General features: G+C 45.2%; 12 protein-coding genes. 4 read left to right on the top strand and 8 right to left on the bottom strand.

Features of this window, described 5'->3' with window-relative positions:
* Positions 1-160: 160 nt before the first annotated feature.
* Together NDA03_RS14215 and NDA03_RS14210 are read right to left on the bottom strand one after the other, a co-directional pair.
* Complete coding sequence (locus NDA03_RS14215; RefSeq protein WP_190430722.1) at positions 161-313, bottom strand: hypothetical protein; 153 nt, start codon at positions 311-313, stop codon at positions 161-163.
* Between the two features lie 757 nt (positions 314-1,070).
* Positions 1,071-1,796 (bottom strand): Crp/Fnr family transcriptional regulator, encoded by a 726-nt coding sequence (locus tag NDA03_RS14210; protein ID WP_190414826.1) that lies wholly within the window; start codon positions 1,794-1,796, stop codon positions 1,071-1,073.
* A gap of 353 nt (positions 1,797-2,149) precedes the next feature.
* On the opposite strand from NDA03_RS14210, the gene NDA03_RS14205 reads away from it, so the two are divergent.
* Entirely contained in the window at positions 2,150-3,439 is a 1,290-nt protein-coding gene (locus tag NDA03_RS14205) for a cation:proton antiporter (protein WP_348238335.1), read from the top strand.
* Positions 3,440-3,916: 477 nt separating this feature from the next.
* Here NDA03_RS14205 and NDA03_RS14200 read toward each other — a convergent pair whose 3' ends face one another.
* Positions 3,917-4,081: a hypothetical protein gene (locus tag NDA03_RS14200; protein WP_190430771.1), complete on the bottom strand. Its 165-nt coding sequence runs from the start codon at positions 4,079-4,081 to the stop codon at positions 3,917-3,919.
* Between the two features lie 394 nt (positions 4,082-4,475).
* Here NDA03_RS14200 and NDA03_RS14195 point away from each other — a divergent pair, with 394 nt between their 5' ends.
* Positions 4,476-7,658: a DEAD/DEAH box helicase gene (locus tag NDA03_RS14195; RefSeq protein ID WP_348238334.1), complete on the top strand. Its 3,183-nt coding sequence runs from the start codon at positions 4,476-4,478 to the stop codon at positions 7,656-7,658.
* 2 nt (positions 7,659-7,660) lie between these two features.
* Positions 7,661-8,500 (top strand): SWIM zinc finger family protein, encoded by an 840-nt coding sequence (locus tag NDA03_RS14190; protein WP_348238333.1) that lies wholly within the window; start codon positions 7,661-7,663, stop codon positions 8,498-8,500.
* A 138-nt stretch (positions 8,501-8,638) separates the two neighbouring features.
* On the opposite strand, the gene NDA03_RS14185 is transcribed toward NDA03_RS14190, so the two are convergent.
* The 4 genes from NDA03_RS14185 to NDA03_RS14170 form a co-directional block, all read right to left on the bottom strand.
* Positions 8,639-9,235 (bottom strand): GNAT family N-acetyltransferase, encoded by a 597-nt coding sequence (locus tag NDA03_RS14185; protein ID WP_348238332.1) that lies wholly within the window; start codon positions 9,233-9,235, stop codon positions 8,639-8,641.
* A 66-nt stretch (positions 9,236-9,301) separates the two neighbouring features.
* Positions 9,302-10,309, bottom strand: coding sequence for a nucleotidyltransferase domain-containing protein (locus tag NDA03_RS14180; protein WP_348238331.1), 1,008 nt, complete (start codon positions 10,307-10,309; stop codon positions 9,302-9,304).
* 283 nt (positions 10,310-10,592) lie between these two features.
* Positions 10,593-11,492 carry a 3-deoxy-7-phosphoheptulonate synthase gene (gene aroF, locus NDA03_RS14175; RefSeq protein WP_348238330.1) on the bottom strand — a complete coding sequence of 300 codons (900 nt, stop codon included), beginning with the start codon at positions 11,490-11,492 and terminating at the stop codon, positions 10,593-10,595.
* A 543-nt stretch (positions 11,493-12,035) separates the two neighbouring features.
* Positions 12,036-12,938, bottom strand: a complete 903-nt coding sequence (locus NDA03_RS14170) for an EamA family transporter (RefSeq protein WP_348238329.1) — start codon at positions 12,936-12,938, stop codon at positions 12,036-12,038.
* 221 nt (positions 12,939-13,159) lie between these two features.
* On the opposite strand from NDA03_RS14170, the gene cax reads away from it, so the two are divergent.
* Entirely contained in the window at positions 13,160-14,257 is a 1,098-nt protein-coding gene (gene cax, locus NDA03_RS14165; protein WP_190415026.1) for a calcium/proton exchanger, read from the top strand.
* Positions 14,258-14,350: 93 nt separating this feature from the next.
* Here the strand turns inward: cax and NDA03_RS14160 are convergent, their stop codons facing one another.
* A complete protein-coding gene (locus NDA03_RS14160; RefSeq protein ID WP_190525116.1) occupies positions 14,351-14,935 on the bottom strand; it encodes a DUF99 family protein in 585 nt (194 codons plus the stop codon).
* Positions 14,936-15,140 lie beyond the last annotated feature (205 nt).

Below are 15,140 nucleotides of genomic sequence, written 5' to 3'. Positions count from 1 at the left end.
GTGAATGCATCTAGATTCATCCCCACAAAGTAGAGCAATCAGTAACAGATATTCCAACGGATGAAGAGGTCTTTAGCCTACCTTAATATCCAAGCAACCAACCTTGAGGACAAGGCACTCTGAAAGATAATTATCTACCTATTTTTAACAGGGAGTCGCACTACCAGGCTTCTAGGCTTCTTTGTTTTAAATTCCTAAGAATTTCTGAAACCAATTCTTTCTGCTTTGGAGTTAGTTTATTCCAACCATTTCCCCAAAGTTTTTCTTGGTTCGTATCATTATATGTAAAAGGCATTCTTGTTAAATTATTCATTTTACACCTCTTATTTCCTTTGACCCTGACAGATGGAAACTCCCTAATTCAGTCGTCTATTAAAGGAGACAACAAGGGACACGAGAGGAACTTAATACTCGACTATTTCAAGCATAAACACGAGTAACAGTAACGTCTGTCCGGTTTCGCACATATTTAGGGAAACCTACAAGATTTATCGGCATCTAGTCATGTTTTGTGGTCAAAAACCCCTTTTAGCTCAGCTTTGCTGAGACTTATCACATTTGTCAGTTGCCATCTTCGCCTTCATACTTGGCAACACGACGGAGCTTCAAAGCTGTCTATCTAATGATGTGTAACTGTCTCTTGTGATGGTGACGGTAGCATCTCACCATATACTACGATTGTGCGCTTTGTGCTTGGCTCCCCTTAGTAGCGCTTAGGAAACCGCGCAGAATGACAGTTTCAGCTCAAGTTACACTTGGTACTATTTAAACAATAAACGCGATCGCAAACGCCGTCTGTCCGCTTTCGCACATACGAGAAAACAAACAATTTAAAAAGAATTTATCCGCCATTTACCCAGCGTCGCCCGCTTGAAGAATGAATTTGATAGCTATTCGTGAACCCAGGGTTGAATATTCTCCCCTCTCCGTGAAGGTCGAGGGGTTGGGGGTGAGGTTCCGAATCTATTGCATCCAAAAGAGAAACCCTATATACAACGCTCGCCCAATCATTAATCCTAGCCGCAGTTGTGCAACAGCATCTAGGGCAACACCATCTAGTACAACGCCATCTAACGGTGTTCCGTGCCAAGCAACCGACCGAACTCGGCTTTGATAATTCCATAACACTCGCAGGAGATCGCTTCCAAGTCGCCTTGATTCAGAATGGTGATTTTGCCACGGCTGTAGCGAATCGTTCCCGCTTTGCTGAGGGTGCCAGCCGCCACCGTGACGCCAGAACGGCGCGTGCCCAACATCTGGGCGATAAATTCCTGAGTGAGGGGAAACTGGTCTGATTCCACGCGATCCTGAACGGTTAGCAGCCACCGGGCAAGTCGCTCTTCTATCGTATGCAGGCGGTTGCAGGCGACTCCTTGAGAAACCTGAGTCAGCAGTGCTTGCGTATAGCGCAACAGCAGGCTTTGCAGTGCCCCTCCCCGCTTAAACTCGGATCTGAGCTGCTCTGCCTTCATTCTCATGCCATTGCCTGCGACCTGCACCAACGCTCGGTTGCTCGTTTTGTTGCCTCCCAAAATTATGGGGAGACCTACCATTCCGTCATTACCCACCATTCCAGCTTCCACAGTCGAGCCATCTTCCAGCACGCTGAGTAAAGAAACAATTCCCTGTTGGGGAAAATAAACGTATTCAATTGGTACGCCAAGTTCGTAGAGGACTTGATTGAGTGGGAGCGAGACGGGTTCTAGATGGGGAACCAGGCGTTCGTACTCCTCGTCAGGCAAAGCGGCAAGAAGTCGATTTTTTATTGGTTGAAGAGGATCTTTGGGGACTGACATGAGGAGTTTCCTTAATTTAGCCGTGTTAGAAAAGGCATCTAACGGCAGAAGGAGAAGAACTCAGTAAACCAATCCTAATACCAAAAGGTGTATTTTCTGAATAGAAAGCCGCACGCTTAGCAGGTTAAAGTCTTACAGCCGCTTACTGATGCTGTATTCATTCTAATGGGGTGTGAAATTTTCTCACATTAATAATATTCCCTAGATTCCTAGAGCAACTTTCTAGGTTATGTTGCAAAAACTTGCTGAAAAAAGTTTGGGTACGGAAATCGGGATGTAAGCGCTGATTCTATATAAACTCTCAGCACTTTACTCCTAGATACATCGCAACACTCCCGACCCAGAGGCATAGGATGTCGAATTTTGATCTCGTTCTAAAGTTATTGCTGCAACTAACCGTTATTCTCGCTACTTGTCGCATTGTGTCGATGATTGGGCGGCGCTATTTTGGTCAAACCGATGTTGTCTGCGAGATGATCGCGGGGGTGATGTTAGGGCCATCTCTGTTTGGTCTGCTGCTTCCTGATGTGCAGCAATGGCTGTTCCCCAAAGCCCCGATTGTGATTGATGCGGCGACGAAAATTCCCAACCCATCGATGTCGATTCTCTTTGCCATCAGCCAGATTGGGTTGGTCATTTATATGTTCTTGATCGGCTTAGAGTTTAATACCGATTTGATCAAGCGCCGAGTCAAGAGTGCCGGTTTGGTATCTGGGGCAGGAATTTTGGCTCCTTTTATCTTAGGCGCGATCGCAGCTTTGTTGTTGTACGGCAATGGCGAACTCTTCAAACCTGGAATTACTCGTCCGGCAGCAGCCTTATATCTGGGCGCATCCATGTCGATTACAGCATTTCCGATGCTCGCCCGGATGCTATACGAACGCGGCATCGCCAAAACCCGCTTCGGGACGCTGGCACTGGCAGCTGGTTCGATCGATGATGCGACGGCATGGTGTTTGCTAGCGATTGTACTTGCCAGCATTAAAGGCAGCGCCAGTATTGCCGCTTTTGCGATTGGCGGGGGTTTTGGCTACGTGTTGTTGATGATTTTCGTCGGACGACCGGCATTTACCTTTTTCGCACGTCGGACGAAGCAAGAGAAGGGCGTGACGATGCAAACCCTGACATTAGTTTTAGTCGTTTTGATGGTATGCGCGTGGTTTACCGATTTGGTAGGCATCTATGCGGTGTTTGGGGCGTTTATTCTGGGCACAGTGATGCCACGGGGCGAATTTGCCGACCAAGTGCGCCACCACACGGAGTTTTTGACGACTTCGTTTTTGCTCCCGATTTTCTTCGTTTTCTCCGGACTGAACACGCAAATCGGGTTAGTCAACACGCCGCAACTCTGGGCGATCGCATTACTGATTATCCTGATAGCGATCGCGGGGAAAGGGCTAGCTTGTATGTTGGCAGCAAAACTCGCAGGTGAAAGTTGGCGCGAGTCCGCAACCATTGGGGCGCTAATGAACGCACGAGGATTGATGGAGTTAATTATCCTCAACATTGGTTTAGAGGAAGGTGTAATTACTCCAACCTTATTTACCATCATGGTCATTATGGCAATTATCACTACCCTCATGGCATCCCCGCTGGTTTCATTATTGTTGCAAGGAACCAATTATGAACCTGTTCCCAGATAAGCCACGCCATGTGCAAGTTTTTCTAATTCGCTCAAAGCCCTGGCAAATCTAACCCAGTCCCTTCCTCTTCAAAACCCCTCTACCGGGTCGGAGAGAGGTTTGGGGAGCCTGCTGTGCCTACAGATTTTAAAAAGGGGCTGAGGGTAGCAAAAATAAATTGCTGAAGAAATACAGAAAATTGCCAATAGCGATCGCAGATATAGCAATTCTATTTGAGTAATGAGCCAGCCCTTGAGATCCCCAACTTCTGTCTGGAAATCGCGGATCTCGCCTTCACAAATCATTTAGGATGCAAATAAGATAATCAGACAGAAAAGCCTTGACTCCAAAAGGAGTCAAGGCTTTTTTGCATAGACAATGAGTTGTTACAGCACAAGCGTTTACTACCTAAGACCGCTCTGATGGAGGGTTGCGCCTCCCCTCGGTAGTAACAAAGTGGAGGAAGCGACAAAAACTCCACACCTTCTAGGCCTTTTGTTATTTAAACCGTTCGGACATCTGACGTCGCTCTTCTTTGATGTCCGATTCTGGGCCACTGCGGCATAACGCCCATCCGGTGTTTTTTTCCTTAATCAGAATAACAATCGCCAATTTAAATGTTGTCGTGCTAGCGGTAGAACCGCTGTCAGTCTGTAGGTGCAACTACTAGCATGGCTAACATCTATCTCTGGTGGGGAAGTTACGGGCTGTAACTGTGTATACAGCAATTACGATGGCTATCTGTACAAGCCTATTTGCAAGAGGGTGAATCCCTCCAAAAGCCGCAGCCACAACTGAAAGTAACCGTTTAGCATATTCGCTGCCTTTCTAAGACCAATCTTTGTTTTTTGTAGAAAGCTCTCTTTTGCTCGGATTTTAACTTTTACCGTTACATTTTTTAATCCAGAACCCAGTTAGAAAACTTGACAGTAGGGACGCAAACAACTAAATATATTGCAACAGATAAGAAGCCATGTCCCCAAGGGACGGCTTCTGCGAGAGGTTCGCATCCTTAACCCGCTACAATTTCAGAAAACTCTCCTTGAGGCATCTACCTATGAAAATCCTCCACGGTACTTGGATTCCTAAGGCAGAAGCTAATTTCCTACAAACAGGTGCATTTTACCTGTGGGTAGAAACCCCAATTTTCAAAAAACGCCGCAACTCGCAAAAAAACATCCATCCCAGCCATCTTGCCAAAGACGACTTGGAAGCTTTTCTAACCAATGAACTGGGAATCGCCACAGCACCCTATCATAAGATTAGCGAGAATATTTCTACTCAATACATTGCTCTTCCCACCGCGAACAACCAGCCTCTTCCTTCTCCTGAATTAATTAAATATTTGGAAGAAGAAGTTAACGAAGACTATGAAGAATTTACGGACTGGGAAATTGATACCTATGAAGTTAACGCTAGGGTAAAAACCGGCAGTTATAGCTATGCCAAGGTCAATAATGTTATTAAACTGCTTAACGATATTCACTTCTTGGCTCTACATAACTTTGGTGAAATTATTATCGGTTCAGACCTCCTATTTTGGTATCACTATACCCAAGCATTTAAACAAATTATATTCAAAGACCAATATATTCCCAGCCTCAAATATCGAGAACTTCCTGCTGTAACCAAAGGAAAACGCAAGCAAACCGCTAATTCCTTTGAAATTTATTCAGGATGGGAAATTGTTTCTGAAAAATATGAAACATTAATTCAAAGATACGTAGACTATATGCCTTTAGTCTGCGTTGCCGGTTCTGCCGTACCCCGGACAGCAGTAGAATTCTTTTCTAAAGAAAGCTTACTTCGTCACTTTTCTGAATGTCTGTTGCATGAAATTGTCACCCATACTCCCTCGACTGCTAAATTCGATCAGCAGATTACAGATACCATCCTTTATGATTGTTTCTATCCGGACAGCAAAAATCCGCAAACTACCGAAAAAGCTTTAGAAGAATACAAACAATGGTATGGCTGGAAAGCTAAACTAACCCGCAGCCAAAATACGGGAAATTTTGACCTTTGCTTTCAGTTAAAAGAAGCTAACTCTGAAACAGATAACTGGCAAATTGTTTTCTTGGCTAACTCCAAACAAGATCCATCCTTAAAACTTTCTTTAGGAGATTATTGGCGGCTGAATCAGAAAAGTAAAAAAGATATTCAAAAATACTTTGGCAAAGATTTTGAAAATAATCTGCTTTTGAATTTGGGATATGCAGCGCGGATGTACCCTAAACTATGGCAGGGATTGGAAACTGACCAGCCAATCGGGTTGCAACTTAATCTGCAAGAAGCCTTTGAATTTCTCAAAGAAAGCGCCTGGGTATTAGAAGATTCCGGTTACAAAGTCATCGTTCCCGCCTGGTGGACGCCGGATGGTCGTCGGAAAGCTAGAGTTCGGCTAAAAACGTCTTCTCGAAACGTTGGTAAATCCAAAGCTGCTAACAAAGGATACTTTAATTTAGACGCGATTGTTGAATATCAATACGAGCTATCAATTGGCGGTCAGCCGGTTACTCAAAAAGAATGGCAGCAACTCGTCAAAGCTAAAACGCCGCTGGTGCAATTTCGCGGTCAGTGGATAGAACTAGACCAAGAAAAGATGCAGCAGATGTTGGAATTCTGGCAATCTCAGGCTAAAGAACAGCCAGAAATGACTTTGTTAGATTTCATGAAATTAGCCGCAGCAGCGGAGGATGATATTGAAGTCGAGCATGACCAGACATTGTCAGAAATGATGGCGAAATTGGAGGATAAAAGTAGACTAGAGCCGGTTCAAAATCCGCCGAAGTTGCAGGGAAATTTACGCGAATACCAAAAACGCGGCGTGTCCTGGTTGCAATATTTAGAAACGCTCGGTCTAAATGGTTGTCTTGCTGATGATATGGGATTAGGTAAGTCGGTTCAAGTAATTGCTCGGCTGGTGAATGAAAAAGAATCGACAAATTCAATCTTACCAACTTTGTTGATTGCACCGACATCAGTTGTTGGAAATTGGCAAAAAGAAATCGAAAAATTTGCGCCTCATCTACAAGCAATGGTGCATCATGGCAGTAGCCGCATTCAACAAGTCGCTGATTTTAAAGAAGCTTGCCTTAAGCATGATGTCGTGATTACATCGTTTACTTTGGCTCGAAAAGATGAAAAACTTTTGCATAGTCTGAAATGGCATCGAGTGGTAGTGGATGAAGCGCAAAATATCAAAAATCCTAAAGCTGCTCAAACTAAGGCAATTTTAAAGTTGACTGCTAACCATCGGCTGGCACTAACCGGAACACCAGTAGAAAATAGATTGCTGGACTTATGGTCAATATTTAACTTTCTGAATCCTGGCTATTTGGGTAAGGAAGCACAATTTCGCAAGGGTTTTGAGATTCCAATTCAGAGAGATAATAATCGGGTGAAGTCTGCGACCTTGAAAAAATTGGTAGAGCCTTTTATTTTACGTCGAGTCAAGACTGACCAATCAATTATTAACGAGCTGCCAGATAAAGTTGAACAAAAATTATATTGCAATTTGACAAAAGAACAAGCTTCTCTTTATGAGGCTGTCGTCAAAGATGTGAGCGAAAAAATCAATGATTCTGAAGGCATTCAGCGCAAAGGGTTAATTTTGTCAACATTGCTGAGGCTGAAACAAATCTGCAATCATCCAGCGCAATTTTTACAAGATGGGAGCGAATTTTCAACCGCGCGATCGCATAAACTTAGCCGTCTTGCAGAAATGGTTGAGGAAGCCATTTCTGAAGGCGAAAGTTTGTTAATTTTTAGCCAATTCAAGGAAATCTGCGACTCTCTAGAAAAATACCTCAAGCATACTTGTCACTACAACACTTATTACATTCATGGAGGCACCAACCGCAACAAGCGAGAACAAATGATTACCGAATTTCAAAACCCAGAAACTGAACCATCGGTGTTTATTCTTTCTCTCAAAGCTGGCGGAGTTGGCATTACGTTAACGAAAGCAAATCACGTTTTTCACTTTGACCGCTGGTGGAACCCCGCCGTTGAAGATCAGGCGACAGATAGAGCTTTTCGGATTGGTCAGAATAAAAATGTATTTGTTCACAAATTTATTGCAATTGGGACTTTGGAAGAACGCATCGATAAAATGATTGAAGATAAGAAAAAGCTGTCTTCTGCTGTTGTCGGTACCGATGAAGCTTGGCTGACAGAACTTGATAACGAAGCCTTTAAACAACTGATTTCACTGAACAAAGCTGCAATCTTGGAGTAATCATGGCTCAATTTAGCCGTACCTGGTGGGGAAAACGCTTCATTCAAGCCTTAGAAGCTTTTACCGATCCTGCGAGATTAGGACGAGGACGTTCCTATGCGAATGGGGGGAAAGTCCTCCACTACAAAATTGACCAGAATGAAATTAATGCTGTTGTAAAAGGTTCAGTGAATCCCTATTTTGGAGTTTATAAAGAGCCAACCTATATTATCAATATTGAAATTACACCGATTGATGAATCTAGTTGGTCGAAGGCGATTAAACACCTTTCATCAAAAGCTAGCTTTGTCTCCAAGCTATTGATGAATGAAGTTCCCGATAATATTGAAGATGCTTTTTCTGACCTAGGATTGCATCTTCTACCCCACAATCGCAAAGATTTTAAAACCAATTGTTCTTGTCCAGATTACGCCAATCCCTGCAAACACATCGCGGGTGTCTACTACTTGGTAGCGTCCCAACTAGACCACAATCCGTTTCTCTTGTTTGAACTCAGAGGCTTATCTAAAGAAGCACTGCAAGCGGAACTGGCAAAATCTCCTTTAGGAGAGGTTTTATCCACTGAACTCACAGCAAAAGAAATCCCTTTAGAACCCTCCGCGTCTTACTACACCCCTCTGGAAAAAGTCCCGGTTACGGAGAAGATAAATCATAGAGAATTTTGGCTGGGGACTAAGCGACTGCCTCAAACTGTTGAAGTGGCATCGCTGGCAAGCTTGCCAGCAATTTTGATTAAAAAGCAGGGAGACTTTCCACCTTTTTGGAAGAAAGATAGTTCTTTTATTGAAGTAATGGAGGAGTTTTATGAGCGGGTGAAAACAAAAAATCGAGATGTGATGTAAGACTGCTTATTTCTCACGTGCATTGTAGAGACGCGATTAATCGCGTCTCTACGCCAATTAAAATAGGCTCATACAAATTACCTTTAATAGCGATACACTTGGAATTTGCTCTTTGCCCCTTTTGTAAGGGGATCTGTATCAGTCTTTTTGTGAAGTGGAGTGAAATCCTTTACCAATAATTTTTAGAGAATTTTGCCAATCTCTATGCAGAATTGCCCATAACGCCACATCCTCAAATACTCCCGACTTTCGCACTCTCTGGCGTAGCAACCCTTCTTGTACAAACCCGTTTTTCTGAAATACTTTTCCCGAAGCTGGATTTCTGACCATCTGATAGCCATAGAGCCTATTGAGAGATAAATCTTCAAAACCGGAATGAAGCACTGGTTTCAATGCTTCACTCATGTAACCTTGTCCCCATGCTTCAACTGCTAACCAAAAACTCAGTTCAGCCTGAGAATGCTCCCGTTCAATATCTCGAACTTCGATAATTCCGCTAAACACCCTCTCAGATTTGCTCTCAATCACAAATGTGACAGAATGACCCGCTTCAAACTCTGCAAGTTGCTTAGAGATGTATCGCTCAGCTTCACCATTAGGGTAGGGATGAGGAATGGAAATCATGGCGTCAGCGAGTTCACGGACGCTAGCAAATGTCTGGATAAATGGGGCATCCTCAAAGGTGAGTGGACGCAAGACTAACCTATTTGTCTTTATCGTGGCTTGAGCAATCATGAAACGTATCTTATCGCAACCTACTTTTTAGATGTAACTTGAGTGTTGATTTTCTTGTTTTTCGGCTCAACCTGGGAACGAGAGATATCTTTGCAATGTGGCATCAACTGTTAGCTGAATTTCGTGAGAATTGCTCTTTTTTACATTTTCTAAAGCCAACTTTACCGTTTGGTCGGGATAGATAATTTGTCCCAACCGTTTCACAGCATACAACTGGCGAAATTCATCTGGATGCTGCAACTCGGCAAGCAAAAACGCTTTGTAGCGCCAAAGAAAATAGTTCTCGAAAGCTAAAGCGCTTTTACAATATTCCCTCAGTTGCTTTCGATTTGCCTCTGCTTCGGGCACCAGATAATTCCAATAATTGCGGCATTGTTCGTAAATGTCTTCTACAAGCGCCGTCCACTCGTCATTAATCCATTTGCGGTACTGGATAACACATTCGCGCTTCGTTACCACATATTGTCCGGCATCTAGAGCGATGAGTGCTGTCGCCGGACAAAGGACATTTAACACCAAATCTTTAGTTCCGTAGTGAATCGTTCCATCCGACGCACGCATCTGACGGCGATCGCAACCATAAAACTCACCGTCCGGATCGGGATAGTCGAGAGGAAACGTTAACACCTCCGGATTGCCACGCGATCGCGTCAACAACCGATATGGAAAGTGCATACTGTCCAGGATATAGCTATCTATTGGCTTTATTGGAACCAGAGGGCGAATGTCTTCCCCATATATCAGAAGCGTGCCTTTCTGGAACCTAACCGCACCAATCCGAAACAGCGCCTCTTCACTGTCTGCGGTCATACCCAGTTCTATCGAGGTGATTTTCTGGCACTCGTCGCTTACCTGTGCGAATTCCTGTCGTTCGTCAGAAGTCAGGCTACCCTTAAAAACGACGCGCAGATCGATATCGCTGGTAGCTACCGCAGTACCATCAGCATAACTGCCTTCCAAATAATAGCCGCGAATGCGACCTGGAAAACTTTCCCCGATTTTGCCGATAATTTCGCAGGCGATCGCGTCAACTTTCTCGACACCTGTTGAGGCAATAAGAGTAGTATTTATCATCTTCGGTTAAAGTCTGCTTGTAAACTTCCCGTCGTAATTGTGAAGGGATTGAATTATACCAACTCTTCATAACAATGCATTCGATTGTTCTGTAAGGACATGGCATTGCTATGTCTCTACTAAAATAAATCATGCTCATAAAGAATTGGTATTAGCAGAAATTAGCGATCGCACCTCTTCTAAAATTCCTTGAGAAATCTAACACATGGCAGCAGATCCCCCCAATCACATGAATTGGGGGGCTAAGAAGGAACGCAAATACCGACAGAATTAATCAATGGGATTAAGCCGTAAGTCCACATGGTTTTTTGGCAGAGAAATGAATAGGGGCAGGTTTTAAATTGAAACCCACCCCTACTTCCGATATATTTCGCCCAACAGCTGCTGCTACAGGTCTTAAGCTATGAACGAGATCCACCATATCTTCTAAAGAAAGCGCCTGACGAGCATCGGAAACAGATTTTTCGGGTTCTGGATGACACTCAATAATTAAGCCATCTGCGCCACAGGCGATCGCAGCCTTTGCCAAAGGTGCTACCAATTCCCGCTTACCGACGGCATGAGACGGATCGACAATGACTGGTAAGTGGGTTATCTGCTTCAAAGCCGCTACCGCGCCTAAATCCAGCACATTGCGCGTATAGTTATCGAAGCTGCGAATACCCCGTTCGCACAGTACCACATCGGGATTGCCGTGGCTTAAAATATATTCCGCCGCCATGACAAATTCTTCAATCGTAGAAGCTAGACCGCGTTTGAGCAATATTGGCTTGCCAACTTGACCCAAAGCTTTCAGCAAATCGAAGTTTTGCATATTACGGCTCCCAATTTGCAGCATATCCGCGTGAGTCGCAACAGCTTCTATTTGCCCAATTGACATCACTTCTGTGACGACGGGTATGCCATAACGCGATCGCACATCTGCCAAAATCTGCAATCCTTCCACTCCCATTCCCTGGAACGCATAGGGAGAGGTACGGGGTTTGTAGACACCGCCACGCAGCGCCTGAACGGGTGCGGCGGCGAGTTGGTTAGCGACAGTTTCCATCTGTTCCAAGCTTTCCACTGTACAAGGACCACCGATAATCACCAGTTCCGTGCCACCAATGGAAACTTGTTCGGAAAGTTTGACAATGGTTTGGTGGTCAGCGTGAGATTGCGAGGCAAGTTTAGCGTTAATCATGATTCGAGTCTCCTTGAAGTTAAAAGATTGTTTCTTCCCCTTCCTTGTAGGAGAGGGTAGGGGAGGTTGGAGGTTAGAGTTTGGCAATAAAAAAGCCCGGAACCTTTTGTAGTTCCGGGCTATAGACGATTCATTGGCATGACGCTATTTACCCGGAACTTGTGGGCCAAAAATAAAAGCCATAAAACCAGCTACTGAAATAGGTCATCACCATGAAAAGTTGCTCCTTAAAACAAAAAAACCGCAGATTTTACTCTGCGGTTCACCGGGCGGTTCCAATGCGGGCACTGGATTCACTGCCGGTGAACCGTCCTAAACCAATAAAAGTAAAAACTGCTGCTGAACATAGGGGGAAGCGTCTAATTTGGTTTAATTTTGAGAATTTACTGCGTACCTGAGAATTTTGGCAAAAGCCAGTTTTTTCTAGGTCGCTATGGAACTTATCACTCTTTTATTTAAGTTTTATGCAATAAGTCCATTCATCCATGAACTTAGCAAAGGGATCAAATTGCGTCAAGACCCCTGCGAGGGTAAATCAAGCGACTAATCTTGAGGAAACGCCTGAATTAACACCACCGAACTGACTACCAGTAACCCTCCCAATATTTGTCTGCCTACGAGTTGCTCTCCTAGGAAAATGATTCCCAGCAGCACCGTCACCACGGGTTCGATGGTGGAGAGAATGGCAGCTCTGGAGGTTCCCAACCGCTGAATACCCGCGAACAGGGTAATGATGGGCAGCACCGTGGCGATCGCTGCCAACCCGGCGATTGTCCCTAGGGCGACAGTTGTTTGGGGGAAAATCAGCCCCCGCCCCAAACAAGCGGCTCCCATAAAAGAGAGGGCGGCTCCCAGAGACAGATAGGCGCTGGTTGTCACCGGAGAGAGCGATCGCACTAATCTCGCCCCAAAGGTTAGGTAAAGTGCGTACCAGGCTCCCGATGCGATCCCCAAGCTTAACCCTAAAGGCTGCACGGTGGTTCCACCCAAATCGGCAGTCAGCAAACAGCCGGTGAGGGCTAAACCGAGGGCAATTTTTCGGTAGAACCCAGGGCAATCGCCTTCGATTACCCACGTCAAGACAGTGACAAAGGCGGGATAGGTGTAAAGCAACAAAGCGGCAACGCCAGCGCTGGTGTAAGCAAGAGCGCCGAAGAACAGAGTTGCTTGAATCGCATACCCCACGCCTCCCAAAAGGGTGGAAGCGATCGCGTCTTGCGGTTTTAAGCGCCACTCGTCTCGCCACACCAGCCACGCCCAGAGTACCACTGCCGCGCCTGTAAATCGCCAAGCCAGGGTGCTGGACAAATCTAACCCTTCCGCATAGGCAAGCTTGGCGAAGATCGCCAGCGTCGCAAAACCCGTTGCGGAGACGGCTATCAGAGCAACTCCCACTCGATTGGGGCGAGGCGCGGTTCTTCCTTCCTCTCGTTTGTCGTTTGGCATCGAGTCCTCCTGCTTCTACATCAGCATACGAGAAACGACAGGGTGCAATTGACAAGTTTCCAGATATTCTTACAGAGGTGAGAGGTGCCCAATTTTCGATGACATCAAGCAGTGAAAGTATGACTCGTCTCAACCATCCAGGGGAGAACTCGTTGCTACTTTCCTACGTCTCATCGGGTGGGAAAATTCATCATGCTCTGCAATTTCAGCCACAATTCGCTATGTCAATCAAGAAAATTATTTCTTACGTCCTGCTAATTTTTGTACCCATTTCAATTGCTGCTGAATATTTAGGATGGGGTTCGCTTGCCATTTTTATTACATCAGGGATCGCGATCGTCCCCCTAGCAATTTGGTTAAGCACTGCGACTGAAGAAGTTGCCGTCGTTACGGGGCCTTCGATTGGTGCATTGTTAAATGCAGTCTTTGGAAATGCAACCGAGCTAATTATTGCTTTAGCAGCTCTAAATGCTGGTTTAGTTGACATTGTTAAAGCAAGTATTACTGGAACAATTATCAGTAATTTACTCCTGGTCATGGGACTTTCCATGCTGTTAGGAGGACTGCGCTATAAAGAACAGGAATTCAAGCCGATTGTGGCGCGGGTGAATGGTTCGTCGATGACGCTGGCAGCGATCGCTCTTATTTTGCCCACGACGGTCATCAATACCTCAAATGGTGTTCCACTCGATGCAATTCGCAATCTCTCCCTCACAGTTGCCACTGTGTTAATCGTAGTTTATGCTCTGACGTTACTGTTTTCTTTAAAAACTCATAGCTATCTTTACGAGGTGGGATTAGTCGATTTAGACTCACCAAATTCAATCGGTTCTGAAGCTGAATCAACTGCCCACAAACCGAATCTTTGGCTCTGGATTGGTGTGTTAGTAGCCTCTACGGTTGCAGTTGCCTTTGAGTCAGAGATTTTTGTGGGAGTTGTGGAGGAAGCAACAAAGGGTCTGGGTTTGACTCCCTTATTTACAGGTGTTGTTCTGTTGCCTCTCGTTGGCGGTGCAGCCGAATATGTAACTGCGGTCAACGTCGCTCTCAAGAACAATATGGATTTATCCGTCTCTGTGGCGATGGGGTCTAGTTTATTAGTTGCCCTGCTCGTGGCTCCAATTTTAGTTTTGGTAGGAGTTGTCATTGGTCAACCAATGGATCTCAACTTCAATCCTTTTGAAGTGATTGCGGTAGCGATCGCTGTCACTGTTGCCAATCTTATCAGTCTAGACGGACGCTCTAACTGGTTAGAAGGCGTACTGCTCTTAGCAACCTACATCGTCTTGGGAGCAGCTTTTTACTTTCATCCCGCCTAAGGGTTGTTTTTTGATAATTGGGAAAAAGTTTTGAGTTAAAGGACTTTCTGCTCGCCTCAAAACTCAAAATTCAAAACTCTCATTACCAAATCCTTACGCCGAACGTCCGCTTTCTCCCTTCACCACCGCTGCTCCAATTAAATGCGCCAGACGTAATGCCTCTGGAACGTTGCCGCAGTCAGTCAGACGTTGCAGCACCGCAGCGGTTACGTCTGGCTCAGCACCGCACACTTGGAAAAAGAATGGCGGGAAGGTATAAATTCCACCAGCACGCTGCAAAAGCTTGAGCCGTCGCTCTGGCTGTGGCAAGTGGTGAATGGCTTGTTTGACAGCGGCTAGATCAGGCTGACGCCGCATCACGGCAACGCAGGGGAGTTCCAATCGCTCGGCAAGCTTAGGAAGGTCAATTACGTTAAAACCGCCAAAAGCGATGCCGTCGAGCAGCACTAAGTGTAATTGCGGCAAGAACTTTTTACCGAGCAGTAGCTTACAAACGGTATCAGTTGCATTCCAGCCATCTTGCCGCACCTTTCCCCACACCATGCCCTCAAAGCGGGTGCCTGCACAAACGATCCCAGCGATGGAGGCACTACCACCCCTACGGCGTGCGAACGGCGCATCATCGAAGCCGATGACGCGAATTAGGCGATTGAGTCGGAGTAAAGATTCAAGATTCATCTCACACCAAAAAAGCGCTCGCATCCGTGATTTTAAGCTAATTTTCCCTTTTAGAAGCGCTTAAAGCAGCATTTTTGAGCTTAAGAAACTAAACCATACTAATCGTCCTAAAAAAGCTTATTTCTGCCAATTTTTAGGGAAATATGCTTAATTCTAACTTGATCGCTCGTCTAACTCAGGCCTCTTGGTGGCATCCGAGGTACTA

The organism is Trichocoleus sp. Lan, assembly GCF_039961855.1.
In the GTDB taxonomy this organism is placed as follows: Bacteria; Cyanobacteriota; Cyanobacteriia; order Cyanobacteriales; family FACHB-T130; genus FACHB-T130.
Note: the sequence above shows the minus strand (reverse complement) of the source record. Positions and strands in the feature narration are given on the sequence as shown.

Bases quoted from the DNA above. Each gene is read 5' to 3' on its own strand.
- NDA03_RS14215 (WP_190430722.1), bottom strand. From the start codon at position 313: ATGAATAATTTAACAAGAATGCCTTTTACATATAATGATACGAACCAA.
- NDA03_RS14210 (WP_190414826.1), bottom strand. From the start codon at position 1,796: ATGTCAGTCCCCAAAGATCCTCTTCAACCAATAAAAAATCGACTTCTT.
- NDA03_RS14205 (WP_348238335.1), top strand. From the start codon at position 2,150: ATGTCGAATTTTGATCTCGTTCTAAAGTTATTGCTGCAACTAACCGTT.
- NDA03_RS14195 (WP_348238334.1), top strand. From the start codon at position 4,476: ATGAAAATCCTCCACGGTACTTGGATTCCTAAGGCAGAAGCTAATTTC.
- NDA03_RS14190 (WP_348238333.1), top strand. From the start codon at position 7,661: ATGGCTCAATTTAGCCGTACCTGGTGGGGAAAACGCTTCATTCAAGCC.
- NDA03_RS14185 (WP_348238332.1), bottom strand. From the start codon at position 9,235: ATGATTGCTCAAGCCACGATAAAGACAAATAGGTTAGTCTTGCGTCCA.
- NDA03_RS14180 (WP_348238331.1), bottom strand. From the start codon at position 10,309: ATGATAAATACTACTCTTATTGCCTCAACAGGTGTCGAGAAAGTTGAC.
- aroF (WP_348238330.1), bottom strand. From the start codon at position 11,492: ATGATTAACGCTAAACTTGCCTCGCAATCTCACGCTGACCACCAAACC.
- NDA03_RS14170 (WP_348238329.1), bottom strand. From the start codon at position 12,938: ATGCCAAACGACAAACGAGAGGAAGGAAGAACCGCGCCTCGCCCCAAT.
- cax (WP_190415026.1), top strand. From the start codon at position 13,160: ATGTCAATCAAGAAAATTATTTCTTACGTCCTGCTAATTTTTGTACCC.
- NDA03_RS14160 (WP_190525116.1), bottom strand. From the start codon at position 14,935: ATGAATCTTGAATCTTTACTCCGACTCAATCGCCTAATTCGCGTCATC.